Genomic DNA, 23,276 nt, shown 5'->3' with positions numbered 1-23,276 from the left:
CGGGTGATCAGTCGCCCGGGCGTTTCACTGTGCTGGAACCGGCGGCAAGCGCACCCGTCCGATTATCTCATGTCGTCATCAGCGCCGCAGTCCGGCGCAGCCAGTCGGCTGGATCACCGTGATGATAGACGTGCTCCGACGGCTCGATATTATCGATGAACCGCTGGTAGATCACGGCCCGTCTGGCCGCGGCAACCGGCGCGAGAAGACCGGCGGCACGGGCGGGGTCGCAGCCGGGCACCCTGGCCAGCCATGCGCGATTCCAGTGATCCTTGATTGCCTCCGCATGCTCCGGTGCAACCCCGTCGAGAAAGGCCGGCTGATCAAGCAACGGGTGACCGATACCGCTGTCTCCCCAATCAAGCAGCGTCAGCTGCCGTTCCGTCCCGCGAAAATTGCCGGGATGGCAGTCGCCATGAACAAGCGTATCCGGCAATCCGCAGGCGTCGAGTGCAGCGAACCGGGCAGGAAGCTCTTCCACGAAACGCCGCAGCGCTGAGCCTTCCTCCCCCGACAGTTCTGCGCTCGTCCGCTGCACGACACTGGCGATTTCGGCAGACAGGCTCGCGCCGCGCCAGTCGGGCAATCCCATGGCGCGCAGTTCCTCCGTGCGGCCGATCCACAGGGCCTGCATGTCGACAAGCAGCGTCACCATGCCGAGCAGTTGCGGCAGGGACGCCTCAAACAGGTCATTGCCTGGAATCTCAGCAAGCAGAAGGCGCCCGCTATCATCGTGTCCAAACAGTTCGGGAACGCGCTGTCCGCGCAACGCGGTGATGATGCGCGACTCATGCCCCAGGAACGGCGGCACGACTTTCAGCCACGCCGATTGGCCGCCGATGGGGATGCGCCAGACGCTGGAGAGATTCCAGGTGCGAACCTGAACGGGTTTGCCGGTGGCAGCCAGGCCGTGGCCGGCAAGCACCTGCTCCGCCCAACCGAGATCAGCGGCGGGACCGCCGGGCGTGGCGTAGGCGCGGCGCAGCGCATGGGCTTCGATCCTCCCGGTCCAGACCTGCGCCGGCACGGGCTCCGCAATCTCGGCGAGATAGGTGACTTCCACCCCAGGCGGCCGATCCCGCGCCACGTCGAGCAGGCGCAGGATCGTCACCTCGATGCCATGCTGCTCGCGGGCGGCGCGCACGACAGACTCCACCTCCTGCCACCACGGAACATCGACAGGCATCGGCGGCAGGCTACCGACCACCGCGCCGTCAGGTGTGACCAGCACCAGCCGTGCTGCGCGCGGCGGAACCGTTGTTTGTTCTTCGCTCTCTATTTTATGCTCCTGTCGCTGACCCGCCCCGCGGTTTCCTGCATTGGCGTTGATATAGACGATCCCTGCAAAAGCCATAGGACCTGCCGGAATATCCGGCAACACATGTCTCACCTGCAGCTTGGTACGGCGGCGCGGGCCGCTCGATTGTCGTTACGGAAAGGCGAACCTCGCTGCCCTGGCAGAGCGTACTGCCACGACGCTCGACACCACCGCCAGGCTTGCAAGGATCGCGCCCGACAGGGGAAGCGCCAACAGCGACGCATTCTTCATCGTCAGGCCGCCGACAGCTGTTCCCAGCCCCACGCCAAGGTGCATCGCGGAGAAATTGAGGCTGACGCCCGCTTCCGCGGTCTCGGGACTGGCCGCCATCAGAAAGCTCTGCACCACCGGAGAAATCATCCAGCTGATGCAACACCAGATCATCATCAGCATGAATGCCAGCCAGGGCAGACCCGCAGCGAGCGGGATGGTTGCCAGAACCGACAGATAGGCGAGCGGCACGAACAGAATGGCGAACCGGGGTGACATCCCGTCGGACAGCCAGCCGCCTAGATACCCGCCGCTGACGCCAGCGACGCCAAATGCGATGAAGGCCGGAATAATCCATGGCTTTGGGATGCCGGCAGCATCTGCGGCATAGGGCGCAAGATAGGCAAAAACAACGAAATGGCCGCCGATCATCAGGATGGAAACCAGCTGCGCACCGACAAGCGCACGCACGCGCAGGTGCCGCAGATAACCCGGCGAGCCCTGCCCGCTCCGGCCTGAAACAGGCACCGCGGCCATGCTGACGACGAGCACGATTGCCGCCAGCAATGCCAAAGCAATGAAGACGCTCCGCCAACCGAACCATGCATCGATCGCCATGCCCATCGGCACGCCCAAAACGAGCGAACCGCTGATCCCCATGAAGATGATGCCAATGGCGCGGCCGCGCATCTCCTCACCGGCCATCGCCGTCGCCAATGTTGTGCCCACAAGGCAAATCGTTGCACTTGCTACCGCCATGCCCACGCGCGCCGCGAATAGACAGGCATAATCGGGACTGGCTGCCGCCAGCAGATTGCTGGCGATGAAGAGAACGAGCGCGGCGAGAAATACCGTCTTGCGCTCGGCGCGCGCCGTAAGCCAGAGCGCAGCCGGCGCGGCAAGCGCAAAGCTGATTGAAAATACCGCCGTCAACTGTCCGGCAAGCGCTATCGAAACACCAAGCCCGGACGCGACATCCGGCAAAATTCCGACAATGATGTTTTCCGCCGTGCCCGTCGCAAAGGTCGCAAACGCCAGGAAAATAACCTTGATATTCATTCTCTCACCCCTCCAATGCATCCTTGTCCATGCAGTGAAGGGCAATCCCCTTCCCGACATGGACCAATGGCCTGTCGGGTTTCGCGGCGACGCTTCGGTTATCCCTTGCTCAATCAAATATCATGCGATCCGGCCAACGGGAAGAGTACCTGATGCCTCGCTTGACAGTCTCCCGCCCCACATGAAACAAATCCGCATACAAATTGCTGAGAGCAATCAAATTGTACTTTGCTGCCGTTTCAGAGAAAACCATGCGGACCGTATTTCTATGCTTGATGATATGTATGTTCTCGTCCGCTGCTTTCGCACAACGAACGATATACCTGACCTTCGACGACGGCCCGCTTGAGGGAACGTCGAACATCCTGGACGTCATTCAAACACAAAATGTTCCGGCCACGATGTTCATGGTGGGCTTGCATGCCGATGCGAGCAGCGAGCGGGCGGCATTGGTGACAAAGGCCAGATCGATACCGTTCATTACGGTGGGCAACCACAGCTATACCCATGCGAACAATCATTACCGCCTCTTCTATTCCTCCGTTGAGGAATTGCTGGCCGACCTTGCACGCGCCAACACCTCGCTGGGCCTGACCGGCAATCCAATCCATGCGCGCCTGCCGGGACGCAATGTCTTCCGCCTTCCCGACCTGTCATCGGACGATCTGTCGATTGGCAAACCGGAGGACCGGCGTGAAGAACCGGACTTCGAATTCGTCGCGGCGAGCGGCTACTTTCTCTACGGCTGGGACCATGAATGGGTCCATGAAAACAGCGGCAAACCCGTGCAAACCGTCGATCATTTGCTCAATGAAATCGACCACCTCTTCGGCTTCGGCAAATTGGCCCGGCCCAACAAGCTGATCCTACTGATGCATGACGAGATGTTTCAGGACACGTTCAACGGCGCCGGCAATCTGAAAGCCCTGATTACCGGATTGAAGGCCCGCGGTTATACCTTTGGCCGGATCAAGGATTATGACGCCGGCTGAACCTGTGCTGGCTGCGCCAGGGATGAGCGGCGCTGACGCAGGATGTGTGAATGCGGCAAATAAAAAACGAACAACACATGGTCCGCCTGTGCACAGGAATGCCATACTTGTCCTGTAAGGGTGCGCGAAACGCGGTTGTTAACCGGCTTGCGAACCCAACGCCCCACGAAGGCCAGGAGATATCCATTGATTACTGTGCGAAAAGCTATTTTCTCGTGTCTTTTTCTCGCGGCACTGACTGCTCAATCGGCCGCCGAGGCACCGGACATCGCCGGAACATATGTCAATGATACCGGCCGCACGAAAGTCCGGCTCAGCGACTGCGGTGCCGGGATTTGCGGTACGGTTGTCTGGATGAGTGCGCCTGTCAATGATGTGAAAAATCCGGATGCGTCGAAGCGCAACCGGCCCGTTGTCGGCATTCAGGCCGTAACATTGAAACCGACCGGCGAAGGAACCTATTCCGGTACCCTTTACAACACCGAGAACGGCCAGACCTATACGGGCAAGGCAAAGGTTTCGGACCAGGGTATCGAGCTGTCCGGCTGCGTCCTTGGCGGATTGATCTGCAAGGTTTCGGTCTGGCGCCGCGCCGACTGAGTCAGCGCGCGCTTCTCTGCGCGGATCAACGCTTGCACACGGCTGACTGCACACCTATGTCCAATGCCAGGCATTAACGGGCATTCACTGGAGGGCTTTCATGACTCGTCGTGCGGTTGCCGTCGTCCTTGCAATCCTTGGCATTGCCGGTTCCGGCCCGGCCGCATGGGCTGCCGCATCAGTCAACGCGGGCAGGAATGCGCCAAGCGCCACCACCCCTTTCACGGCAACGACCGTTGCGCGTTTCGACACGCCATGGGCCATAGCCTTCCTTCCCGATCGCCGCATGCTCATTACGGAAAAGCCGGGCCGGCTTTTCCTTGTGACCCCGCAGGGGGATAAAACGGAGATAAGCGGCGTTCCCAAAGTGGCCTATGGCGGCCAGAACGGGCTGCTTGACGTGGCGGTTGCGCCGGATTTTGCCCGCAAACCCGTGATTTACCTGACCTATGTGGAACCGGGGGCTGGCGGCAGCAGTCTCGCCCTCGCCCGCGCCGAGCTCTCTCTGACCGGAAAGACCGGCGAATTGAAGGGGCTCGACGTCATCTGGCGGCAGATGCCGAAGGGCAGCGGCGGACAGCCCGGCGGAATCATAGCGTTCTCGCCTGACGGGCGTCACCTGTTCCTCACATCGGGGGATCGCATGCGGCCAAGCACGGCGCAGGACCCCGATCAGGCCCTCGGGAAAGTTTTGCGGCTCAATCTCGACGGATCGACGCCCGCCGACAATCCCTGGGCCAAGCAGGGCGGCATCAGAGCGCAGATCTGGACCCTGGGGCACCGCAACCCCTATGGCCTTGCCTTTGATGCCAAAGGCAGGCTCTGGCTGGATGAAATGGGTCCGAAGGGTGGCGATGAACTCAACCTTTTGAAGCCGGGCCGCAACTATGGCTGGCCAATTGTCTCCAACGGCGACAATTACAATGGAACGCCCATCCCGCGCCATGACACCCGCCCGGAATTCGAGGCTCCGCTCGTCTATTGGACGCCGGTCATCGCTCCCGCCGGCCTGGCGTTTTACCAGGGCGACCTCTTCCCGCAATGGAAGGGATCGGCATTCATCGGCGGGCTGGTCGAAAAAGGCTTCGTGCGGATCAGCTTCGACGCCGATGGCGGTGCCAGGGAAGCGGACCGATGGGTGCTCGGCCATCGCATCCGCGATGTCGCCGTGGCACCGGACGGCGCGCTTTGGCTGATCGAAGACGAAAGCAACGGCCGCCTGCTGCGGCTGACGCCGAAATAGCAGGGATGTCATCAGTTCCGTGCTTCGACGCTATGCTCAGCGCGATATGAGCATGGGCAGCTCGGTGTCCGACAACAGCGATCGCGTCACGCCGCCAAACAGGATCTCGGTGGAACGCGGGTGGCTGTAGGCGCCAATGACCAGAAGATTGGCCCCGATGCCGCGCGTCTCCCTGATAATCGCGTGGGCAACCGGTTCGTTGGACGAAACTGCCAGAACAGTTGCCTGCACGTCGTGCCTTGCCAGATGGCTCAAAAGGTCCGCGCCCGGCTCATGCGTGCAATCGGCCGCTGCGTGACCGTTTTCAATCACCAGTATGGTGACCTGCTTTGCCGTCACGATAAACGGCATGGCATCATAAACGGCACGCCGCGCCTCCCGGCTGCCATTCCAGGCGATAACCACCCGGTTGCCGATCGTGTCCCCATCCCACTCCCGTGGAATAACCAGCACAGGAATTCCCGTTGCGAGGAGCAATTGTTCGGCCGACCAGCTCATGGGAAGATCGCCCAGCGGCGGTTGCGCGGCAACGATCAGATCCGCATTCAGGCCACGGACCATGTTCTGGTCGCCGGGCCTGTCATGCCACGCCACGCGAAACTCGGAACCGATGCCCTCGGCTTCGGTAATCCGGGCAAAATGGCGGCCCGACCTGATCAGTTTGTTTTCGTCAGCGCTTCTCTGGCGAACGATCACCTGCCGGATTGCTTCCGGCCCGCGCGCAAAATTATCGGATGGCGAGCCGTAGGCCGCTCGGGTCAAACCGTAAACACCGACGAGATAAGCCCCATGCTTCCTGGCGAGGCGCGCCGCATGTGCGCCAATTTTTTCACCGGGGAGAGAGGCATCCAGGAAGACGACGATATCACGCCACACGGAAAGCATCGGAATACTCCTTGAACCATGTCCTTCACAAGATATGGTGTCGGGATATCCGTTTGTCACCCATCATGGGGTGCGCCGCGCGTTAAATTATCAATACGGTTAAAATGCGCGGTCACCTGTTCTTCAGGCGCCATTCGCCTTGCGGTTTACGTCCCGGCAAGCACGCCATCCAGCGTTGAGGCGTGACGCCCATCGGCATTCTGATCATGGGCAATCCGCGAAAAAACCTCTGCCATGGCCTGGAAAAGCGCCGCGCCGGGATCATCAGGTCCCAGGAATTCGGCAATCTCCTCCATCTCCGCGACCCATCGATAGGCTTTGGGATACATATCGGGTATCGAGCGCTGGAAGCGTGCGAGAAGCTCCGGCATGCTTTCCGTCATCTCGGCATGCAGGCTTGCCGCAGACCCCGATCCGGCTGCGGCCAGCAGCATGGTTGTACCAAGCCCGATCAGCCCCTTGTTGATGCCGGCATAAACCATCTTCAAGGCAGAGGCAGCACCGATCGAACCATCGACGCGGTGCGCCCGCAAGCCCAGCGCCGCAAGGCGATCCACGATCGCAGCGCTGCCGCCGCTGACATAGAATTTCGGTCCGGCATTATCGGGTTTCGGCGGCAGGCCGATAATGGCGCCGTCGCATATGTCCCAACCCGTTCCGGCCAGAACCGATCCGACGTCGCGCATCGAATTGGGATTGATCGCATTGAAATCGATGAAGGTGCCTTTGGCGCTCGCTGCCGACAAAACCGGCGCGAACCTGCGCGCGACACCGGTCGCCTCGGCGGGAGGAACAATGGAGAATATCAGGTCAGCCTTTGCGATATCGGCGATGGCTGCGGGTTCGATACCCGCCGCCCGGACGCGGTCCAGTGTCCGCTGGCTTCGCCCTTCGGTAAAGGAAAGGACGCGGGCGCCGCCCTGTATCAGGCGTTGCCCGACGGCGCTGCCCATGGCCCCGGCTCCGATGATGGCGATGGTTGTCGGCATGGGTTGTCCTCACATGAGCTGAACACTCCGACCAAGCCTCGCCAAGCCCTGTTCAATTGTCAACGGCGCAATCCGCCGAAAGCCACCGGATGCGTTCAAGCAGTGTGCGGACGGCACGCCGCTGGCTGCCCCGTTCTGTGATGGCATGGAATTTCAATTGGCTGGCCACCGGAGCGCTGGACATCGGCACGAGGCTGCCGTTTTGGACAAACACCTCGCCATAGGGCGCGCGCAGAAGCGCCACGCCGCTTCCCGCAGCCGCCGCGTGCAGGCCCAGATCATAGTCCGGATACCGGCGGTCCTGCGGGCGCGGGCGATACCGGTGCCCGCGCTCGGCCAGCCAGATACGCCACGCATCGGGATAGGCATCGTGAATCAGGGGGTAGCGGAGAATGTCGCCCGGCTCAGCTTCATTTCCCAGGATGAGCGCGAGTTCGGGCGATGCGACGGGAAAGAGAACTTCGTCGAAGAGCGGCATTGCCGCACCATCGCTCCAATCACCGCGGCCGTAACGGATCGCCACGTCAACCTCGCCGAGCGGGGCATAGCGGCGGTCAAGCTCCAGTTCGATCCGCAGATCGGGGGGAGAGCCCTCCAGTTTGCCAAGATTCGGCAAAATCCACAGCCGCGCAAACGACGGCAGGACACTGATCCTGACAGTTTCGGGCTGGCGGTTCTCCCGCCATTCGGCTGCCCCGCTATCAATCAGGTCGAGCGCCTGCTCGAATAACCGCACAAGCCGCTGGCCTTCGATCGTCAGGCGCACACCGCGCCCGTGGCGTTCGAACAATGCCGTCCCGGCCCATGCCTCGACGACGGCGACGCGCCGGCTGACAGCCCCATGCGTCAGATCGAGTTCATCGGCGGCGCCGGAGAATGAGCCGGTGCGATTAGAGGCCAGAACCGCCTGTATGGCATCGAAGGACGGAAGATCCGAGCTGTGTTTCATTCTCACAGCTCACGCCATATCAGCACTCTATGTCAAGCCTTGAACCTGTTTTAGTTTCTCCCCATGACCCCATCCCGCCCCACACTTCTACCGATCCTGGCTATCTCCACCACCATTCTCGTGTGGGCGACAGCTTTTCCCGCAATCAAGCTCGCGCTTACACAATTGGAGCCCTTGCCGCTCGCATCGATCCGCTATGCCATCGCCGCCGTACTGGCGGCGATGTGGCTGATCTGGAACCGCCCTGCCCGTATGCCGCTGCCTCACCTCCTGCTCTGCGCCGGCTGCGGCATCGTGGGCGGTGCCGGTTACAGCGTTCTCCTGAACATCGGTCAGCAAACCGTCGCGGCGGGCGCCGCAAGCTTTCTCATCAAGACTGAATCGCTGTGGATGGCGACGTTTGCCGTCGTGCTCCTCAAGGAGCGGTTCCCGCCCATTGCCTGGGGCGGAACCCTGTTGTGCATTGTCGGTATTGGCTTGATTGCCAGCGCACAGGCCGGCGGCCTCACCCTGAATTCAGGTGCTGCCTTTGTGCTCGGCGCGGCATTGTGCTCGGCAACGGGCTTTACCGTGCAACGCCAGCTGGTGTCGCGCTATGGCGCCCTGCATGTCGCAGCCGTCATGTTTATTTCAGCCGCCCTCGCCCTTTCACCATGGCTGTCGCAGGCACTGGCCCAGACCGGCAAAGCATCGCTGGCAGTACAGGGCTGGATCGGCTTCCTCGGCATCTTTCCCACCGCAATCGGCCTGGTTTGCTGGGCCTATGCGCTCGGCACATTTGGTGTCGCCCGTGCCGGAAACTTTCTCTACCTCATTGCGCCGATCGCCATGCTGATCGCCTGGCTCATTGCCGGCGAACCGCCGAAAATGAGCACGGTCCTCGGCGGCATGCTCATCCTGGCCGGGGTTGTGATCGTGAACATGCGCGGCAAGACTGTGCAGGCACCGGTTGACGTTCGCACGGAAGCACCGGCAACCGATACCGCCAAATTGTGATCCTGCGCGTCTGCGCCGGGTATCGCAAAACTGCCTATAGCGTCGACAGTTTCAGGCCAATCAGTCCCGCAACGATGAAGCCGACGCTTGCAATCCGGAAAAGCGTGACCGCTTCACCGAGGAAGAATATCCCGACGAGGAATGCGCCAACCGCTCCGATACCGGTCCAGATGGCATAGGCGGTGCCGAGCGGCAGGGATTTCATCGCCACGGCGAGCAAGCCGAAGCTGATGATCATCGTGACGATGGTGATCACACTTGGCACAAGCCGCGTGAAACCATCGGAATGTTTCATTGTGGAAGCCCAAATCACCTCAAACAGGCCAGCAAGGGCAAGATAAATCCATGCCATAATCGTTCCTTTCACATGGGTATGGTTTCAGTGGCCCGGATGAACGACATCAGCCGTTCGAGACCTGTCAGCGCAACGGCCATGGCCAGCGGCAGAACGGCAGCCAGACGGACAAGCGGTCTGACGATGAGTGCTGGCTGGGCCAGCGACAATCAAATGGGAAAAATTCGGTCTGGTATGGGACACCATCATCTCCTTCAATCGAGATAACGGGGCCGTCCCCATGCGCAACCATGACACAGGTCGTCCTGTGCATGGCGGTCGTAACCGCCAGGCGGAAACAATTCAAGTCAACAAATCGTCATATGCGGATCAGAAGATATGCAAGCCAGCGCGAACAGATCCTGTCTGCGATCTGTTCGCGCTCAAGCGCGGCGTGAGCTAATCGACGGAAATCACGTCACCCGTTCGCCGGTCGACGCTGACGCGAATATCGTTGCCCCGCCGGTCTGTCCCCTCCACGATGAAACGGGACCGCGTCCGGTCTATATTGTCCACGTTGCGCAAACCTTCGGCGCGGGCAATGCGGACCGCCTCACGCTCGCTGATATCCATGCCGCGCCGCATGGGCCGTTCAACGCGCGGTTCGACAAGGCGCACGCCGCCCGGTCCGATTTCGAGCGATTGCGCGAGGGATGGGGCCGGCGGCACGAGAGCCGCTGCTGCAATGGCCGCAATAGCAAAATATTTCAACATGATCGCCTCCCAAAGAGCATTGTTAAATGCATTATCATCAGGGGAAACGCCAAGCTGCGGCTGTGGTTCCGTTCAAATGCCTGCAGCCTGTTGATCTGCCGGCTTTTTGTCATAGAACAGTTCACCCGTTGCCATGGTCAAATCGGCTTTCACAGCGGCAAAATCGCTGGCCGAGGTCCAGTACCGCAGGGTGATGGCGATGGATTCATCCGTGAGATCGGAGGCGAAGACCTGCGGCGCCGGCTCCCGCAAGATGCGCTTGTCACCAGCGGTCAGGGCCACCAGGCTCTTGCGCATCCGGTCAATATCCTCGCCATGATCGGCCCCGAGCGTGATGTCGTTGCGCCGGACGCCATTGCGCGTATAGTTTTTGACGGGCTGGGTCCAAAGGGTTGAATTGGGCGCAAGGACATAGACGCCGTCCGCAGCCCGCAAGCGGGTGGCAAACAGCCCTATTTCCTCCACCGTGCCGGAAATGCTGCCGACTTCGACATATTCCCCGATGCGCAGCGGCCGCAAGGCGAGGAGCATGATGCCGGCTGCGATATTCTGCAGCGTTCCCTGCAGGGCAAGACCGATGGCCAGGCCGACCGCGCCGATGGCGGCAATGACCGACGCGGTCTGGATGCCGAACTGGCCGAGCACCATGACCGCCACCAGTCCCAAAACCGCATAGCGCGCGATCTTCGAGAAGAAGCGGCGCAAAGTCAGGTCGAAGCCGCCGACCTTCCCCAGTCCGGCATAGAGCCAGCGTTCCACCAGCCCGGCAACGATATAGCCGATCACCAGCAGCAAGATGGCGCCAAGGACCGAGAACGAATAGGTGACAACAAGCGCGCTTGCCTGGTGAATACCGGTCTGTATGGCGGTGACGGCGTTTTGGGGATCAAGTTCCATGGGCCAATTCTCCTGATCAGAAACTGTAGAAGGAAATATCAGAGTGCCGGGATGGTTCCTTCGTCAACGATTGCGTCAATCTCAAGGGCATTGCGTCCGCGGCACCGTTTCGCACAGCGTTGCGGACATACTTTTGACAAGCCATCCGGGCGATATGCCATTTCAGGGCTTGCGCCGAAACCCGCTGTCTGATTCTTTGCCGGACAATGGGGTAAGGAGAAGCTTTGATTCTCCTGGTGAGCTCCGTCATAACATTACGTACCTGCACGCCGATACGACCATCGGCCGGGAATAAGGATTGCACGATGTCAATTAACCTCAAGAAGCCGGAAATTTCCGAGATGAAGCCGAATATCACCGTGTTCGGTGTCGGCGGCGGCGGCGGCAATGCGGTTAACAACATGATCCGTGAAAACCTGCAGGGCACGCAGTTCATCGTGGCCAATACGGATGCGCAGGCGCTGGCCATGTCCAAGGCAAGCCGGCTGATCCAGCTCGGCGCCAACGTGACGCAGGGACTTGGCGCAGGCTCGCATCCGGAAATCGGACGGGCCGCTGCGGAAGAAAGCATCGATGAAATCATGGATCATCTTGCCGGCACGCACATGTGCTTCGTGACGGCGGGCATGGGCGGCGGCACCGGAACCGGCGCAGCGCCGGTCATTGCCCGCGCAGCCCGCTCGGCCGGCATCCTGACGGTTGGCGTCGTGACAAAGCCGTTCTCGTTCGAAGGCACGCGCCGCATGCGCATGGCCGAAGAGGGTCTGGAAGAGCTGCGCGACAGCGCCGATACGCTGATCGTCATCCCCAACCAGAATCTTTTCCGCGTCGCCAATGCGACCACGACCTTTGCCGACGCCTTTGCCACGGCCGACCGCGTTCTCTATTCGGGCGTTGCCTGCATCACCGACCTGATGGTCCGCGAAGGCCTGATCAATCTGGACTTTGCCGACGTGCGCTCGGTCATGCGTGACATGGGCCGCGCCATGATGGGGACCGGCGAAGGCACGGGCGAAGGCCGCGCGCAGGCTGCCGCCGAAGCTGCAATCGCCAATCCGCTTCTCGACGTGGAATCGATGAAGGGTGCCAAGGGCGTCCTGGTGTCGATCTCCGGCGGGCGAGACATGACCCTGTTCGAGGTCGACGAAGCCGCAACCCGTATCCGCGAGGAAGTGGACGATCAGGCCAACATCATTCTCGGCGCAACCTTCGATGATGCGCTGGAAGGCGTTTTCCGCGTATCGGTTGTTGCGACCGGCATCGATGTTGCCCGCGCTGCCGCACTGTCTGACGCAGGCACACCCGGCTCCGTCCTGTCGATGACACGGCGTCAGGCCTGAAATCCCACGCATGAATTCCCATACGGCGCCGCTTCCGGCGCCGCATGGGTTTAGACATCAGTCTTTTTTCTTGCCTGATTCTATGTCCAGCGCCGCCTGTTCGAGGATCTTGCGAACCCGGTCGGCCTCTTCCGCATCCCAGCCGTGACTGTGAAGGTGGAGCGCGGTGCGCAGCGTGTCCATCGCATGGGCGACCGCTTCCGGCGCGCGCTGTCCAGCCATCGAACGCGCAACCATGCCCATCCGCGTGCGGACCGCATCCACAAGGTTCTTGTTCTCGGCGAGATAGGCAAGTCCCTCCTCCGTGATGGTATAGAGCTTTTTCGAGCCTTCGCTCGCTGCAGCCGTTACCTGCCCTATTTCCTCCAGAAACGTCAGGGACGGATAGACAGAACCGGGGCTCGGCGCATAGGCGCCGCCGAACAGCTCTTCGATGTCCTTGATCAGTTCATAACCATGACGCGGCCGTTCGGCGACCAGCGCCAGCAGGACCAGACGCAGGTCGCCTGACGCGAACACCCTGCCTCCGCCGCCCCTGCGGCCGAAACGGCCGCCGCCGCCGGGGCCATCGTGACCGCCGCCCTGACGGCCAAAACCGCGCCCCATGCCGTATATGACAAAACGCTCATCGCGTTCATGCCGTTCGTGATGACAATTTCTAAACATTGTACATTCTCCTTTCATATGCAAACGATATATCTTTTGAGTCTATCTGTAAATACAAACTTCAACCTGCATCGAACGTTTACTCCGTTGGAGGAGCTACACGCATGATTGTGCTGGGGAAAATATTGCGATGCGAACCCGCTCTGCATGATGCCGTGTATTCGACAAGCCTTGCGCATGCCGTGTCCGGGCGATAGCAATAGATGCGGAAGTCTCGCTCCTGCGAATGAAAGCACTTAAGCCAACGTAGGGACGCTCAGATATGCTCACTGTCTATGGCGAAGGTCGCGGGTTCCGTGTCGTTTGGCTGCTCGAAGAATTGGGAGTGGCTTATCGGCTGCGCCCGGTCGATCTGCTCGCGGTCGAAAACGATCCCGATTTTCTGGCGATCAACCCCGCGGGCTTCATCCCCGCGTTGCAGGACGGCGAGATGATCATGGTCGAATCGATTGCGATCCTCGAATATCTGCTTGCCCGCTACGGCCCGAGCCCGCTCGCCATTGCCCCGGATGATCCGGCTTTTGCCGCCTATCTGCAATTTCTCCATTTGGGAGAGGCCGGGCTCGCTGGGCCAATGAATGCCGTCCTCATCGGGCGCGCACTCGCGCCCGAAGCAGAGAGAAACGCCCGGGTCACACGCTGGGCACTGGAGACCTTTCATAGCCGGCTGGGATTGGTCATCCGGCGTCTCGCAAATCGGCCATTTCTCGCCGGAGACCGGTTCACTGCCGCTGACATTTCAGTGAGCTACGCTCTCCTGTTTGGTCTGCGCACCGGCAACTATACCCCAGGTTCGGTGGAGCGTGCCTATCTCGCCCGCACAACGGCGCGCCCCGCCTATGCCCGGGCGATGGAAACCTGCCAAGCCACCAAGGCCTGGGCGGCACGGTCACCGGCGTTGTAGAGCCACTTTTTAGCCGGGAGAGGCGTGCCGCGTATCGGTGACCGGCGCACGCGTGGGTCTGCGGCATTATCAGCGGCGGCGGCGATCAATCTCCCGGGCTTCTTCCCGCGTTATGCCGATGTCATCAAGCAGATGATCGCTGAGCTTGCTGACCTTTGGCTCGCCTGCCCGCCCGCCACGGATACGCAGATAGTTGTTCCAGATATCCGTTGCGGTGTTTTTGATGAATGATGCCAATGCATTGCCGCCGCGTCGTTCTAGTAGACCAGTCGTCTCGATATTGGACATGATAAATCTCCTATGAATGGTTTGTAAGCAGGCAATCAAACGTCATGGTCGCGAACCGCTTGAGCGGTGCAATGCTGCCTTCCGTCTTCATCCGCACCAGCGCCCCTTCATAGGCATCGATCAGAAAAGCAGCGGTTTCATCGGGATCAAGGTGCGCGGGCAGTTCGCCCTGCGCCCGTGCCTGCCGCAGAACCGTCTGGAAATCGTGTTGCCACGCGGCAAAGGCCCGGTGCAGTTCGTGCCTCAGGACATCGCTGTGGGCGGCCATCGATTGGGCGAGATTGCCAAGCAGGCAGCCGCCAATCGGATTCTCCCGGGCGAATTCCTGTTCGTAATATTCGAAATAGGCACGCAGGCGTTTGAGCGGCGTTTTGCTTTCGTCGCCCAAGATCCGCGTCCGGACAGTCTGGTTGCCCTCGGTGTAAAAGGTGAGGACCGCGGAGGCAAACTCCTCCTTGCTGGCGAAGAAATGGTAGAACGAGCCCTTCGGCACCCCGGCCGATTTGAGCACCGGGCCAATGCCCGCCCCTTCATAACCGTGCGAAAGCAGAGCTTTCAGCCCTTCCTCAATCAATACGGTGCGTGTGTCGATCTTTCCCATGTATTTAGAATAGACCAGTCGTCTAGTAAAGTCAAACCCGCTTGCGATGAGTCGTAAAAGAAAAGCCCACCGGACGGCAGGCTTTCAGCACGTTCTGGACAATAATCGAAAACTACCGATGCCGTCCGGCAGCGGCCACCCGGAAAAATCGCCGGTCGACAGGCTCGCCGTGCGTCGCCATATCAGGCGAAGCCTCTGCCATTCTGCGCAGATTGCGCTCGCTTTCAAACTGCATGACGGACAGCGCGATACCGACAGATGGCTTGCAGCGTCCATGCAGGGATGCCACCAGGATTTCGCGGCAGGAGAAAAAGGTGCCGAGATCACAGCCCGCAAGATAGTCATCCACCGCAGCCCGCGCATTCAGGAAGGCCGATTTCCAGACCTCCATGATCTCGCTGTGCAGGACAACCGCAAGCCGCCAGCGCTCGAGACGCTCCGCCGCATCGGCCGCATTGCGATAGGAATCCAGCCGCAGGCGCAGCGCGTCGCACAGCGCCGCCAGCGGTCCGATCTCCTGTTGGATGACCGCTTCCGCCCCCTGGATCAGTTTTGCTGTTTCCGGATGGGCATCTATAGGTTGGGATTTATCCCAATTGCTCGGCATAGTGTTCGATTCCCTCGAAAATAGAAGCACTTGAGGACGCGTTTTCCTATGCGATGCGAAGTCCTGTCACGTATGCAGGACCAGGATTTCACCGCATGTACCGGTTCGAATTACTGGCATTCCGACTGTGGTTGTGCGATCAGCCTCTGCAGGATTGAAAACAGTTCGTACTTGTCCAAACTGTCGTCCTCCTCCAGCAGAAGAGAACAGATATGCTGTGCCTTCGCCGCAAACTCTTCCAACGTGTTTGCCGGATGTTTCAGCATGGCAACGCGCGCGTGATGTTCCGCGTCCGTTGCCGCCGCCAGGCGCCGGTCTGACGATGCATTGTCCTGTTCGGAGTCCGCACGATCGGTGCATGTCCGGACAATCCATTGCAATTCACGTCTGGAATGTCTGTGCCGTTCAAGCACAGTTGCAATCGAAGCAACGCGTTCGGTCGGATTAACCCGGACACCATCGATGGTAATGATAGCCAAAGTCACGCCGTGTACCCTCTCAATGCATTTCAATGCACCGTTTCGCGTTTCGGTCGGAACACTATGCGGTTACGCTCAGAAAAATAGGGACAACCCTGTCCCTATTTTGCGCTTTGCATAAATCGCACTACTCTCTAAACGCAACTGCTGTATTTTATACACTGTGGCGTGCAACTGTGAGTACGCGTGAGAGCCATGTCGGAACAAACGTCAAAGCATACACATGTGCTGGTCATTGAAGACCAGCACCTCATGAGGCTGGCCCTGATACATGAATTGCAGGCGGCATTGCCTGCATCCATTGTTCACGGGGCGGCCAATGTCACCATTGCCCTCGACCTTCTGGAATCGCATCAATTCGACCTTGTGGTCATTGACCCCGGCATGCCCGGCTATGATCCGAAATCGCAGGATGACCGCCTGGATGTCGTGCAGGTCATCCTCGACCTTTCACCGGACGCAATCCATATCGTCGTCACGGGTTCCGACACGGATGAAGAATGGGAGCATTGCCAGAAGCTCGGTGTCGTCGGCTACCTCGCCAAGAACAATATAAGGCCGGGAGCACTCGTCGACGTTCTGCAGGAGGTTGCAGAACGGGGCTACAGCGTGAGGTTGTCGAACGAAACAACGGCGCCACCGGAATTCTATCATTCCGGTCTCACGCCACGCGAACAGGAAATACTCGGCTGGATGCGGCAAAGACCGTCTGGAATCAGCCGCAAGGACATATATGAACAGCTTGGGGAACGCTTTGATATCGACGCGGCATCGGCAGAAAAATACTACAAGCGAGCGCGCGCAAAGCTTTTAAAAACCGGGCTCCTGCCAAAGGGGTTGTGATGGGGTCGGCTCTGGACATCAAAAAAACCGAAAAAACATTGGCGAAGGCAGGCACGGAAGAACCCTTCCCTGCCGTTATCGCCAATAGAAAACAACGCGCGTCGCGCGCCTGGAAATATGCTGCCTTGTTTTTTGCCGCACTGTCGATCGGCGCGCCGCTCTGGTGCGGCGCGGCAGCGGCCAATGATGACCCTGCGGTCATTCAAATACAGGACGCGTCGGGCAGCCCTCTCGGGACCTTTACCCAGGAGCAGTTGAAGCAGCAGTTTCCCATGCGTGATCTGGTCACGGAAACGCCGTGGACCAATGGGGTGAAGGTGCATTTTCGCGGCCCCTCGCTGCAGGAGATGATCGCGAAATACAAAATCGGCGACAAGGCCAACCTCGAAGTTGCCGCCTATGATAATTTCATCGTGAAAGTCACGATGGATGAGGTTGTCGAATTTGCACCCGTGATCGCCATCGAGAGAGCCTGTACCGATGCCGACAAGCAAAGCGGAGCCTGCGCCAAGGATCAGGATTTCAAACCATTGTCACTCGATGATGGCGGCCCGTTCTACATTGTCTGGCCGCTATCCAAACTGCCAAAACCCTATGTCCCCGCGCGCAACACCATATGGGTTTGGTTTGTTACCTCGATCCGTCCGGTTGACTGAACATGAAACTGGATAAGTACCTCGATCCGCTCTTCTACATCATACTGATCAGTGCGGCTTTGATCTGCTGCTGGTCATTCATCCGGGCGGACACGTATCGTATCCAGTCAAACGAAATCATGAGCCAGAGCTTCGAGATTCAGGTCCGCGCCTCGCAGGCGCGCGAAAAGATTTCCAGCATCAAGGGCTATCTGACGCTGGCAACCCGGACAGGTGAAGTCGAGCCGCGCCTGCTGTCGGAAGTCACGCTCATGAACTTCAATCTCAAATCGCTGCAGCAGCTGGAATATGCCGACCGGTTCCTGGATGCGCCCGACATCGCGACACTGCAGAAAACCATCTCGACCGTCGATACCGTCCTGGTTCCCCAGATCAGGGCGGGAAACCAGTACGACAAGGCCCTGAAAACCTTGCAGACAATCGAAACGGATATTTATCGCACAGCCGGTTCGACAATGGCCCACAGCATCACCCTTCAGGGAACCGCGACGATTGCCGCTGATGTCGCCAGGAACAAGCTCCTGGGCGCCGCGGGTGCCCTCATCCTAGCGGGATTGCTCATCCATCAGCGCAGCCTGCTGGCGCGGCGCAAGGACCAGCATATCCGCTCCTTCTCCACCCTGTTTGCCCATATGACACGCACGCGCGTTGCCGCCCTGCGCCTTTTTCTCGGCTATGTCGGCAGCAACACCGTTCCGTCCTCTGAAATGACCTCTGCGGCTCGCAACACCATCGCCGAGCTTGAAAGCATCAACGAGGGGTTGATGATGATCGGGCATTCCAAGACACAATTCCGCAAAGTGCCGTTGGGTGACCTGCTTGCGGACATCGTGTCGAAGAGCGCGGTCGACCTGCAGCTCGACATCGATCAGGCAGCGCGAAATTCGCTCATTCCCGCATCGCAGTTTCACCTGATCATCGACGAACTCGTCCGCAATGCGATCAACGCCGTCGCCACCCGCACCACCCCCGTCATCGCCATCAAGGCCAGCATCCATCGGCGCTTTCTGCAGCGGCCGCAGCTGATACTCGTCGTTGCCGATAACGGCATCGGCATGAACCCGTCGACGCTTGCCAAGGCCAAGGAGCCGTTCTTTTCGACCAAGGCGGGCGTTCATCTCGGCCTCGGGCTGACAAACTGCATGGAGCTGGTGAAAACCATGGCCGGCAAGTTGAAAATTACCTCGACGCCTGACGTCGGCACCACCGTGCGCATCAGTTATGCCCTGGACAGCTGATTTTAGAACAGAATAGTTCGAATTAAACGCAAGCAGGCATGGCTTTCTTCATCTGTTTCGGGCTTGAATGCCGGTGCTTTCAACCAGCCCGGCAAACACCATGAACATCTACACTCTATGGATGACCAAGTTCGGCGCGCTCTCGCCCTTGACGCAGGTCGCGATCATGGTCGGCATGGCCACGATATCCTCGGATATCCTCGCCGTTCTGGCGTTCTTCGTCATCGGCCTGCGAACGCCTTATCACGTTGCCGGCGTCACCACCGCGATCGTGGTGCTGGTCAGCGTCCCCCTCGGGGCTTTTCTCGTCGGGCTGAACTTCAAGCTGAAACAGCTGGCGGCACAGCTCGACCTGGAATCCCGCCGTGACGACCTGACCGGGCTTCTCAACCGGGCAGAGTTTTATGTGCAGGCGCAGGGCCTGTTTCTCGCAGCAAGGCCGATGGATAGCGCCGGAGCCCTCCTCTATATCGACGCCGATCATTTCAAGGCAATCAATGACCGGTTTGGCCATGCCGCTGGCGACGAGGTCATTCATGAGATCGGCCGGGTGATCAGGGCGAATATCGGCGCGCGGGATTTGGCGGCGCGGATCGGCGGCGAAGAGTTTACCGTATTCCTGGCAGACGCGGACCTTGGCCGGGCCAACTGGATCTCGCATAAAATCCTCATGGCCACCCGCACCATCGGCAGGGAGCTTGGACTCGATACGACGGCCATCACGGTCAGCATCGGCATTGCCTTGCACGAACCCGGACAATCGCTCGAGGAAACCCTTGGTGTAGCCGACAAATATCTCTATTCGGCCAAGCATCAGGGCCGCAACCGGGTGGTATATGGTTAGGGGATTTTCATTCAACCTGTTCGTTCCGGCTCTTCCGCCCGCTTCACTTTCCCATTATGGTCCGCGATGAGACCGATCGAAACGGATCGGTCTTGGGGCTCGTAACCCCTCACGAAGCGGTCGGTGTCGACCGCAAAGGCACCTCCTCAGCCCTATGGCCGGGGGGGCCTCGGCGTATGTCCAGAGCTTCGGCTTAAAGGCCGTGGCGGTCGTCTTCGTGCGGCTTACGAACCTCCCGGTCACCAGAGGATAACCCTCGGGTGACCACTTTCCTCGCGAAACAAGGGGGTGCACATGGACAATTACAATTTCTGGCAGGATTTGTTCGATACATACCAGTCGCTATCCGACTGGCTCAAGATTCTGTGGCTGATCGTCCCGCCTGCCTTCATGCTGGGGCTGGTGGCGCTGACGCTGCGGTTTCGTATCGAGAGCAAAAAAGTGGAAAGACGTTTGGACGGCGAGCTGGTCTATTCCATCCACCGCGATGCCGACAACCGCGTCCACATTCTCCGGCATGGTCCGGGCGCGGAGGAAAGTCCCGCACTGCTCCTGCTCAATCCCGCAGGCGCGGAAAAAGCAAAAGACTTCAACCGATAGGCTCAAAAGGAAAAAGCGGGACTTTCGCCCCGCTTCCACTGTGATTGCCGTGATCAGCCCTTCAGGCGGGAATTGCAGAGGCTGTAATAGCCGCCGCCCTTCTGGATCCACTTGAGGCCGCCGAGCGTGTTGTTCTGCTTGTTGGCATAATACTGCTCGAGGCATGTCTGCATGCGGGCCTTGCCGGCGCTCTCGGTGGAATATTTGCTGGAAACAGCGCTCGGGAAAACAACGCCCTTCGGTGCCGGTGTGGTCGCTGCCGGTGGCTCATCCTTGTAGGTCGCTGTCTGCGGGGTCGGTGCGGTCTCATCAGCAGCGGCAGGAGCAGCTGCAGCCGTTGCACCGGCGGCGCACTGGGTCTTACGGAAGTCGTTCCACTTCACGTTGCCGAGCGTACCGGCGGTTTTTGCAGCCTGATACTTGGCACTGCACTCTTTCATGCTCAGGCCCGCTGCAGCCGGTGCGGCTGCTGCTGGAGCGGCGGCCTTGGGTGCTGCGGTTGTCGCCTTCGCGGCAGGCTTGGTCGTGGCAGCAGGAGCCGCCGGAGCGGCTGCAGCGGCCGGTGAAGCATCGGCACACTGGGTCTTGCGGAAGTCATTCCACTTCACGTTGCCGAGCGTACCGGCTGTCTTGGCCGCCTGGTATTTGACGCTGCATTCCTTCGCGGTCAGCGCATAGGCTGGCACAACCGTAAATGATGCGGCGCCAATAATTCCAGCGAGTATGAGATTCCGGGTGATAGTCATATTTGAACTCCCTCAATTTCAACAGTGCACATTCAGAAACTGTCACCAACTACAGGTTTCCCCAGAACCCATAGTCTTCCCATGTGATGAAATGATTATGGCTTAAATTTGAGAAGTAACCAACTAGAATCATTCGGGAAAAATATTCACCAAACATGACAAATTATTACAAGATTTCAAATGATTACGAACGAGTTTTGTTAAAATACTATTTTATCAGATATGTCCTGTAAATAATAAGAAAATGGCTCGAGAAAAAACAACCGGGCCGGATGGAAAGAATCGCCTGCGATTAACCATCGGCAGAGCTTGTGGATCAATCTGCAGTTGTTAAATGGATCCTTGTCTCCCAGACACATTTATGCGGCATTTACGCAGCACGGTCTTTCGTTGTTATATGAGATAAATGCCTAATCTCCGAAAAAACTGTTTTATCAAGGACACCGCATTGCCCCCATCGCCGCCCCGTCCGCTGCCCGTATTGGTCTTCCGAAACTATACCGTGGCAGAACTGTGGGCGGATGGCGTCGTCCATATGACGGGTGTGACGCTGGCAATCATCGGATCGATTCTGCTGCTTGCCTTTGTTCCGGAGGAAGCAACCGCAGGCGCCTACGCGGCAACCGCCATCTATCTGGCGACCCTGGTTCTGTCCATGGCCCTGTCGGCAATGTACAATATATGGCCGATTTCCCCGACCAAGGGGTTTCTGCGGCGCTTTGATCATTCGGCCATCTATCTGCTCATCGCCGGCACCTATACCCCCCTCATGGCCAAAAGCGGCACATGGTGGCTCCTGTCCATCGTCTGGTCGATTGCCATGGCCGGCGTCCTGTTGAAGCTGTTGATGCCCAACAGGTTCGACAGGCTTTCCATCGTTCTCTATCTCGCCCTCGGATGGAGCGGCGTTGCCGCCTATCAGGAACTGACGATTGCCCTGTCGGCCACGGTCTTGTGGCTGATCCTGGCCGGCGGCCTCGTCTATTCCTTCGGTGTCATCTTTCACGTCGCGGAACGGCTGCCCTTTCACAATGCGATATGGCACGGCTTCGTTCTGACGGCGGCAAGCATCCACTTTGCCGCCATATGCACGGCGGTCGCCTGAATCCGCCCGGTACACTCCTGCCATTCCGGGGATCCATGCTGACACATCAGGCTTGAGACATTGCCAGAAATAGGACAATCTCACGGGCGGACGAAAAGCTGCAAATTTTTCGTTGCATGACCTTTTCGCGAAAAGAAATACCCGGACCGATCGCTGTAATCGTGATTAAAAGGTCGCTTCAACTCGGGATATGCAAAGGGAACGAAAAGAATGTCTACCAGCAAAACTTTTCTCGGCGTAGCGCTTGCTCTGGCGCTTTCTCTCGGATCTGCCAGTGCGCAGGTTGTTGTTTCTTCCAAGATCGATACGGAAGGCGGTGTCCTCGGCAACATTATTCTGGCCGTTCTCAACGCGAATAAAATTCCAACGACCGACCGCATCCAACTGGGCGCCACGCCGATTGTGCGCAAGGCGATCACGGCCAAGGAAATCGACATCTATCCCGAATATACCGGCAATGCCGCGTTCTTCTTCGAAAAGGCCGATGATCCCGCCTGGAAAGACGCGGCCAAGGCCTATGAGACCGCCAAGAAACTCGACTACGACGCCAACAAGATCGTCTGGCTGACACCCTCGCCCGCCAACAACACCTGGGCCATTGCCCTGCGCAAGGAAGTGGCTGATGCGGAGAAGCTGGTCACCCTTTCCGACTTCGGCAAATATGTGGCCAAGGGCGGAACGGTGGTGCTTGCGGCCTCCTCCGAATTCGTTAATTCGGCAGCCGCCCTGCCTGCATTCCAGACAACCTATGGCTTCAAGCTGAAACCCGAGCAATTGATCACGCTCTCCGGCGGCGACACCGCTGCAACGATTGCAGCCGCTGCCAACAAGACCAATGGCGCCAATGCGGCCATGGTCTATGGCACCGATGGCGGCATCGCCCCCTCCGGGCTGGTGGTACTCCAGGACGACAAGGGCGTTCAGCCGGTTTATCAGCCCGCTCCGATCATTCGCGAGGCGGTTCTGAAGGAGCATCCGCAGATCGAAACCCTGTTGAAGCCCGTGTTCGAAAAGCTCGATCTTGTCACGCTGCAGGAACTCAATGGCCGCGTGCAGGTTGGCGGCGAACCGGCAAAAGCCGTTGCGGAAGACTTTTTGAAGAAGAACGGCTTCCTCAAGTAAATCCGCTCTTTGCCGGGATGGGGTGAGCCCGGTCTGGGCTTGCCCTGTTCC

28 protein-coding genes are annotated in these 23,276 nt (G+C 59.2%); 13 read left to right on the top strand and 15 right to left on the bottom strand.

The genetic code is table 11. The features are described from left to right. Window positions 1-67: 67 nt before the first annotated feature. Together ACTJJ7_RS14015 and ACTJJ7_RS14010 are read right to left on the bottom strand one after the other, a co-directional pair. Window positions 68-1,354: a phosphotransferase family protein gene (locus ACTJJ7_RS14015; protein ID WP_440967563.1), complete on the bottom strand. Its 1,287-nt coding sequence runs from the start codon at window positions 1,352-1,354 to the stop codon at window positions 68-70. A 75-nt stretch (window positions 1,355-1,429) separates the two neighbouring features. Beyond that, window positions 1,430-2,587 (bottom strand): MFS transporter, encoded by a 1,158-nt coding sequence (locus ACTJJ7_RS14010; RefSeq protein WP_440967561.1) that lies wholly within the window; start codon window positions 2,585-2,587, stop codon window positions 1,430-1,432. 284 nt (window positions 2,588-2,871) lie between these two features. Here ACTJJ7_RS14010 and ACTJJ7_RS14005 point away from each other — a divergent pair, with 284 nt between their 5' ends. The 3 genes from ACTJJ7_RS14005 to ACTJJ7_RS13995 all read left to right on the top strand — a co-directional run bounded on the left by ACTJJ7_RS14005 (window position 2,872) and on the right by ACTJJ7_RS13995 (window position 5,422). Beyond that, window positions 2,872-3,579, top strand: coding sequence for a polysaccharide deacetylase family protein (locus tag ACTJJ7_RS14005; RefSeq protein WP_440967559.1), 708 nt, complete (start codon window positions 2,872-2,874; stop codon window positions 3,577-3,579). 195 nt (window positions 3,580-3,774) lie between these two features. Beyond that, window positions 3,775-4,179, top strand: a complete 405-nt coding sequence (locus ACTJJ7_RS14000) for a DUF2147 domain-containing protein (protein ID WP_165401860.1) — start codon at window positions 3,775-3,777, stop codon at window positions 4,177-4,179. Window positions 4,180-4,279: 100 nt separating this feature from the next. Then, window positions 4,280-5,422 (top strand): PQQ-dependent sugar dehydrogenase, encoded by a 1,143-nt coding sequence (locus ACTJJ7_RS13995; RefSeq protein ID WP_440967557.1) that lies wholly within the window; start codon window positions 4,280-4,282, stop codon window positions 5,420-5,422. Window positions 5,423-5,458: 36 nt separating this feature from the next. On the opposite strand, the gene ACTJJ7_RS13990 is transcribed toward ACTJJ7_RS13995, so the two are convergent. The 3 genes from ACTJJ7_RS13990 to ACTJJ7_RS13980 form a co-directional block, all read right to left on the bottom strand. Further along, window positions 5,459-6,307 (bottom strand): universal stress protein, encoded by an 849-nt coding sequence (locus ACTJJ7_RS13990; protein ID WP_105732518.1) that lies wholly within the window; start codon window positions 6,305-6,307, stop codon window positions 5,459-5,461. Window positions 6,308-6,453: 146 nt separating this feature from the next. Beyond that, window positions 6,454-7,296, bottom strand: coding sequence for a DUF1932 domain-containing protein (locus ACTJJ7_RS13985; RefSeq protein ID WP_440967555.1), 843 nt, complete (start codon window positions 7,294-7,296; stop codon window positions 6,454-6,456). A gap of 52 nt (window positions 7,297-7,348) precedes the next feature. Further along, window positions 7,349-8,245, bottom strand: coding sequence for a LysR substrate-binding domain-containing protein (locus ACTJJ7_RS13980; RefSeq protein ID WP_440967554.1), 897 nt, complete (start codon window positions 8,243-8,245; stop codon window positions 7,349-7,351). Between the two features lie 63 nt (window positions 8,246-8,308). Between ACTJJ7_RS13980 and ACTJJ7_RS13975 the strand changes: the two genes are divergently transcribed. Continuing rightward, window positions 8,309-9,241, top strand: a complete 933-nt coding sequence (locus tag ACTJJ7_RS13975) for a DMT family transporter (protein WP_105732515.1) — start codon at window positions 8,309-8,311, stop codon at window positions 9,239-9,241. 34 nt (window positions 9,242-9,275) lie between these two features. Here the strand turns inward: ACTJJ7_RS13975 and sugE are convergent, their stop codons facing one another. The 4 genes from sugE to ACTJJ7_RS13955 all read right to left on the bottom strand — a co-directional run bounded on the left by sugE (window position 9,276) and on the right by ACTJJ7_RS13955 (window position 11,186). Next, entirely contained in the window at window positions 9,276-9,593 is a 318-nt protein-coding gene (gene sugE / locus ACTJJ7_RS13970; RefSeq protein WP_105732514.1) for a quaternary ammonium compound efflux SMR transporter SugE, read from the bottom strand. Window positions 9,594-9,604: 11 nt separating this feature from the next. After that, window positions 9,605-9,745, bottom strand: a complete 141-nt coding sequence (locus ACTJJ7_RS13965) for a hypothetical protein (RefSeq protein WP_165401852.1) — start codon at window positions 9,743-9,745, stop codon at window positions 9,605-9,607. A 229-nt stretch (window positions 9,746-9,974) separates the two neighbouring features. Then, window positions 9,975-10,289 (bottom strand): PepSY domain-containing protein, encoded by a 315-nt coding sequence (locus tag ACTJJ7_RS13960; RefSeq protein ID WP_440967551.1) that lies wholly within the window; start codon window positions 10,287-10,289, stop codon window positions 9,975-9,977. A gap of 72 nt (window positions 10,290-10,361) precedes the next feature. Beyond that, complete coding sequence (locus ACTJJ7_RS13955) at window positions 10,362-11,186, bottom strand: mechanosensitive ion channel family protein (RefSeq protein ID WP_105732512.1); 825 nt, start codon at window positions 11,184-11,186, stop codon at window positions 10,362-10,364. A gap of 305 nt (window positions 11,187-11,491) precedes the next feature. Here ACTJJ7_RS13955 and ftsZ point away from each other — a divergent pair, with 305 nt between their 5' ends. Next, on the top strand, window positions 11,492-12,526 hold the full coding sequence (gene ftsZ / locus ACTJJ7_RS13950; RefSeq protein ID WP_440967549.1) for a cell division protein FtsZ: 1,035 nt from the start codon (window positions 11,492-11,494) through the stop codon (window positions 12,524-12,526). A gap of 57 nt (window positions 12,527-12,583) precedes the next feature. Here the strand turns inward: ftsZ and ACTJJ7_RS13945 are convergent, their stop codons facing one another. Continuing rightward, window positions 12,584-13,192 (bottom strand): PadR family transcriptional regulator, encoded by a 609-nt coding sequence (locus ACTJJ7_RS13945; RefSeq protein WP_440967547.1) that lies wholly within the window; start codon window positions 13,190-13,192, stop codon window positions 12,584-12,586. A gap of 262 nt (window positions 13,193-13,454) precedes the next feature. On the opposite strand from ACTJJ7_RS13945, the gene ACTJJ7_RS13940 reads away from it, so the two are divergent. Beyond that, complete coding sequence (locus ACTJJ7_RS13940) at window positions 13,455-14,096, top strand: glutathione S-transferase family protein (RefSeq protein ID WP_105732509.1); 642 nt, start codon at window positions 13,455-13,457, stop codon at window positions 14,094-14,096. A gap of 69 nt (window positions 14,097-14,165) precedes the next feature. Here the strand turns inward: ACTJJ7_RS13940 and ACTJJ7_RS13935 are convergent, their stop codons facing one another. The 4 genes from ACTJJ7_RS13935 to ACTJJ7_RS13920 form a co-directional block, all read right to left on the bottom strand. Next, a complete protein-coding gene (locus ACTJJ7_RS13935) occupies window positions 14,166-14,384 on the bottom strand; it encodes a DUF1127 domain-containing protein (RefSeq protein ID WP_440967545.1) in 219 nt (72 codons plus the stop codon). Between the two features lie 10 nt (window positions 14,385-14,394). Continuing rightward, entirely contained in the window at window positions 14,395-14,985 is a 591-nt protein-coding gene (locus tag ACTJJ7_RS13930) for a TetR family transcriptional regulator C-terminal domain-containing protein (RefSeq protein WP_440967544.1), read from the bottom strand. 112 nt (window positions 14,986-15,097) lie between these two features. Continuing rightward, window positions 15,098-15,592: a hypothetical protein gene (locus ACTJJ7_RS13925; RefSeq protein ID WP_105732506.1), complete on the bottom strand. Its 495-nt coding sequence runs from the start codon at window positions 15,590-15,592 to the stop codon at window positions 15,098-15,100. A 110-nt stretch (window positions 15,593-15,702) separates the two neighbouring features. Next, the gene (locus tag ACTJJ7_RS13920) at window positions 15,703-16,077 is read right to left on the bottom strand and encodes a hypothetical protein (RefSeq protein ID WP_130270419.1); all 375 of its coding nucleotides are present in this window, start codon (window positions 16,075-16,077) and stop codon (window positions 15,703-15,705) included. Between the two features lie 219 nt (window positions 16,078-16,296). On the opposite strand from ACTJJ7_RS13920, the gene ACTJJ7_RS13915 reads away from it, so the two are divergent. From ACTJJ7_RS13915 to ACTJJ7_RS13895, 5 genes are all read left to right on the top strand, one after another. Then, complete coding sequence (locus ACTJJ7_RS13915; protein WP_158531239.1) at window positions 16,297-16,914, top strand: response regulator transcription factor; 618 nt, start codon at window positions 16,297-16,299, stop codon at window positions 16,912-16,914. Beyond that, entirely contained in the window at window positions 16,914-17,570 is a 657-nt protein-coding gene (locus ACTJJ7_RS13910) for a hypothetical protein (RefSeq protein WP_440967542.1), read from the top strand. The genes ACTJJ7_RS13915 and ACTJJ7_RS13910 overlap by 1 nt, the downstream gene beginning before the upstream one ends. A 2-nt stretch (window positions 17,571-17,572) precedes the next feature. Then, window positions 17,573-18,808: a sensor histidine kinase gene (locus ACTJJ7_RS13905; protein WP_105732502.1), complete on the top strand. Its 1,236-nt coding sequence runs from the start codon at window positions 17,573-17,575 to the stop codon at window positions 18,806-18,808. Between the two features lie 100 nt (window positions 18,809-18,908). Then, window positions 18,909-19,652, top strand: a complete 744-nt coding sequence (locus ACTJJ7_RS13900; RefSeq protein WP_105733100.1) for a GGDEF domain-containing protein — start codon at window positions 18,909-18,911, stop codon at window positions 19,650-19,652. A gap of 294 nt (window positions 19,653-19,946) precedes the next feature. Further along, entirely contained in the window at window positions 19,947-20,252 is a 306-nt protein-coding gene (locus ACTJJ7_RS13895; RefSeq protein WP_440967541.1) for a hypothetical protein, read from the top strand. A 53-nt stretch (window positions 20,253-20,305) separates the two neighbouring features. Here the strand turns inward: ACTJJ7_RS13895 and ACTJJ7_RS13890 are convergent, their stop codons facing one another. After that, entirely contained in the window at window positions 20,306-20,998 is a 693-nt protein-coding gene (locus tag ACTJJ7_RS13890; RefSeq protein WP_440967539.1) for an antifreeze protein, read from the bottom strand. A gap of 502 nt (window positions 20,999-21,500) precedes the next feature. Between ACTJJ7_RS13890 and trhA the strand changes: the two genes are divergently transcribed. Continuing rightward, a complete protein-coding gene (trhA, locus tag ACTJJ7_RS13885) occupies window positions 21,501-22,103 on the top strand; it encodes a PAQR family membrane homeostasis protein TrhA (protein WP_342588450.1) in 603 nt (200 codons plus the stop codon). Between the two features lie 210 nt (window positions 22,104-22,313). After that, entirely contained in the window at window positions 22,314-23,225 is a 912-nt protein-coding gene (gene osmF, locus ACTJJ7_RS13880; RefSeq protein ID WP_105732498.1) for a glycine betaine ABC transporter substrate-binding protein OsmF, read from the top strand. The last annotated feature ends 51 nt before the right edge of the window (window positions 23,226-23,276 follow it).

Source organism: Phyllobacterium sp. 22229 (genome assembly GCF_052056495.1).
In the GTDB taxonomy this organism is placed as follows: Bacteria; Pseudomonadota; Alphaproteobacteria; order Rhizobiales; family Rhizobiaceae; genus Phyllobacterium; species Phyllobacterium myrsinacearum.
The sequence above is the reverse complement of the archived record's forward strand: the minus strand, read 5'-3'. Positions and strand labels throughout refer to the sequence as shown.

What these genes read in the sequence shown, in the direction of transcription:
- ACTJJ7_RS14015 (WP_440967563.1), bottom strand. Translation starts at nt 1,354, where the DNA reads ATGGCTTTTGCAGGGATCGTCTATATCAACGCCAATGCAGGAAACCGC.
- ACTJJ7_RS14010 (WP_440967561.1), bottom strand. Translation starts at nt 2,587, where the DNA reads ATGAATATCAAGGTTATTTTCCTGGCGTTTGCGACCTTTGCGACGGGC.
- ACTJJ7_RS14005 (WP_440967559.1), top strand. Translation starts at nt 2,872, where the DNA reads ATGTTCTCGTCCGCTGCTTTCGCACAACGAACGATATACCTGACCTTC.
- ACTJJ7_RS13995 (WP_440967557.1), top strand. Translation starts at nt 4,280, where the DNA reads ATGACTCGTCGTGCGGTTGCCGTCGTCCTTGCAATCCTTGGCATTGCC.
- ACTJJ7_RS13990 (WP_105732518.1), bottom strand. Translation starts at nt 6,307, where the DNA reads ATGCTTTCCGTGTGGCGTGATATCGTCGTCTTCCTGGATGCCTCTCTC.
- ACTJJ7_RS13985 (WP_440967555.1), bottom strand. Translation starts at nt 7,296, where the DNA reads ATGCCGACAACCATCGCCATCATCGGAGCCGGGGCCATGGGCAGCGCC.
- ACTJJ7_RS13980 (WP_440967554.1), bottom strand. Translation starts at nt 8,245, where the DNA reads ATGAAACACAGCTCGGATCTTCCGTCCTTCGATGCCATACAGGCGGTT.
- ACTJJ7_RS13975 (WP_105732515.1), top strand. Translation starts at nt 8,309, where the DNA reads ATGACCCCATCCCGCCCCACACTTCTACCGATCCTGGCTATCTCCACC.
- sugE (WP_105732514.1), bottom strand. Translation starts at nt 9,593, where the DNA reads ATGGCATGGATTTATCTTGCCCTTGCTGGCCTGTTTGAGGTGATTTGG.
- ACTJJ7_RS13960 (WP_440967551.1), bottom strand. Translation starts at nt 10,289, where the DNA reads ATGTTGAAATATTTTGCTATTGCGGCCATTGCAGCAGCGGCTCTCGTG.
- ACTJJ7_RS13955 (WP_105732512.1), bottom strand. Translation starts at nt 11,186, where the DNA reads ATGGAACTTGATCCCCAAAACGCCGTCACCGCCATACAGACCGGTATT.
- ftsZ (WP_440967549.1), top strand. Translation starts at nt 11,492, where the DNA reads ATGTCAATTAACCTCAAGAAGCCGGAAATTTCCGAGATGAAGCCGAAT.
- ACTJJ7_RS13945 (WP_440967547.1), bottom strand. Translation starts at nt 13,192, where the DNA reads ATGTTTAGAAATTGTCATCACGAACGGCATGAACGCGATGAGCGTTTT.
- ACTJJ7_RS13940 (WP_105732509.1), top strand. Translation starts at nt 13,455, where the DNA reads ATGCTCACTGTCTATGGCGAAGGTCGCGGGTTCCGTGTCGTTTGGCTG.
- ACTJJ7_RS13935 (WP_440967545.1), bottom strand. Translation starts at nt 14,384, where the DNA reads ATGTCCAATATCGAGACGACTGGTCTACTAGAACGACGCGGCGGCAAT.
- ACTJJ7_RS13930 (WP_440967544.1), bottom strand. Translation starts at nt 14,985, where the DNA reads ATGGGAAAGATCGACACACGCACCGTATTGATTGAGGAAGGGCTGAAA.
- ACTJJ7_RS13925 (WP_105732506.1), bottom strand. Translation starts at nt 15,592, where the DNA reads ATGCCGAGCAATTGGGATAAATCCCAACCTATAGATGCCCATCCGGAA.
- ACTJJ7_RS13910 (WP_440967542.1), top strand. Translation starts at nt 16,914, where the DNA reads ATGGGGTCGGCTCTGGACATCAAAAAAACCGAAAAAACATTGGCGAAG.
- ACTJJ7_RS13905 (WP_105732502.1), top strand. Translation starts at nt 17,573, where the DNA reads ATGAAACTGGATAAGTACCTCGATCCGCTCTTCTACATCATACTGATC.
- ACTJJ7_RS13900 (WP_105733100.1), top strand. Translation starts at nt 18,909, where the DNA reads ATGAACATCTACACTCTATGGATGACCAAGTTCGGCGCGCTCTCGCCC.
- ACTJJ7_RS13895 (WP_440967541.1), top strand. Translation starts at nt 19,947, where the DNA reads ATGGACAATTACAATTTCTGGCAGGATTTGTTCGATACATACCAGTCG.
- ACTJJ7_RS13890 (WP_440967539.1), bottom strand. Translation starts at nt 20,998, where the DNA reads ATGACTATCACCCGGAATCTCATACTCGCTGGAATTATTGGCGCCGCA.
- osmF (WP_105732498.1), top strand. Translation starts at nt 22,314, where the DNA reads ATGTCTACCAGCAAAACTTTTCTCGGCGTAGCGCTTGCTCTGGCGCTT.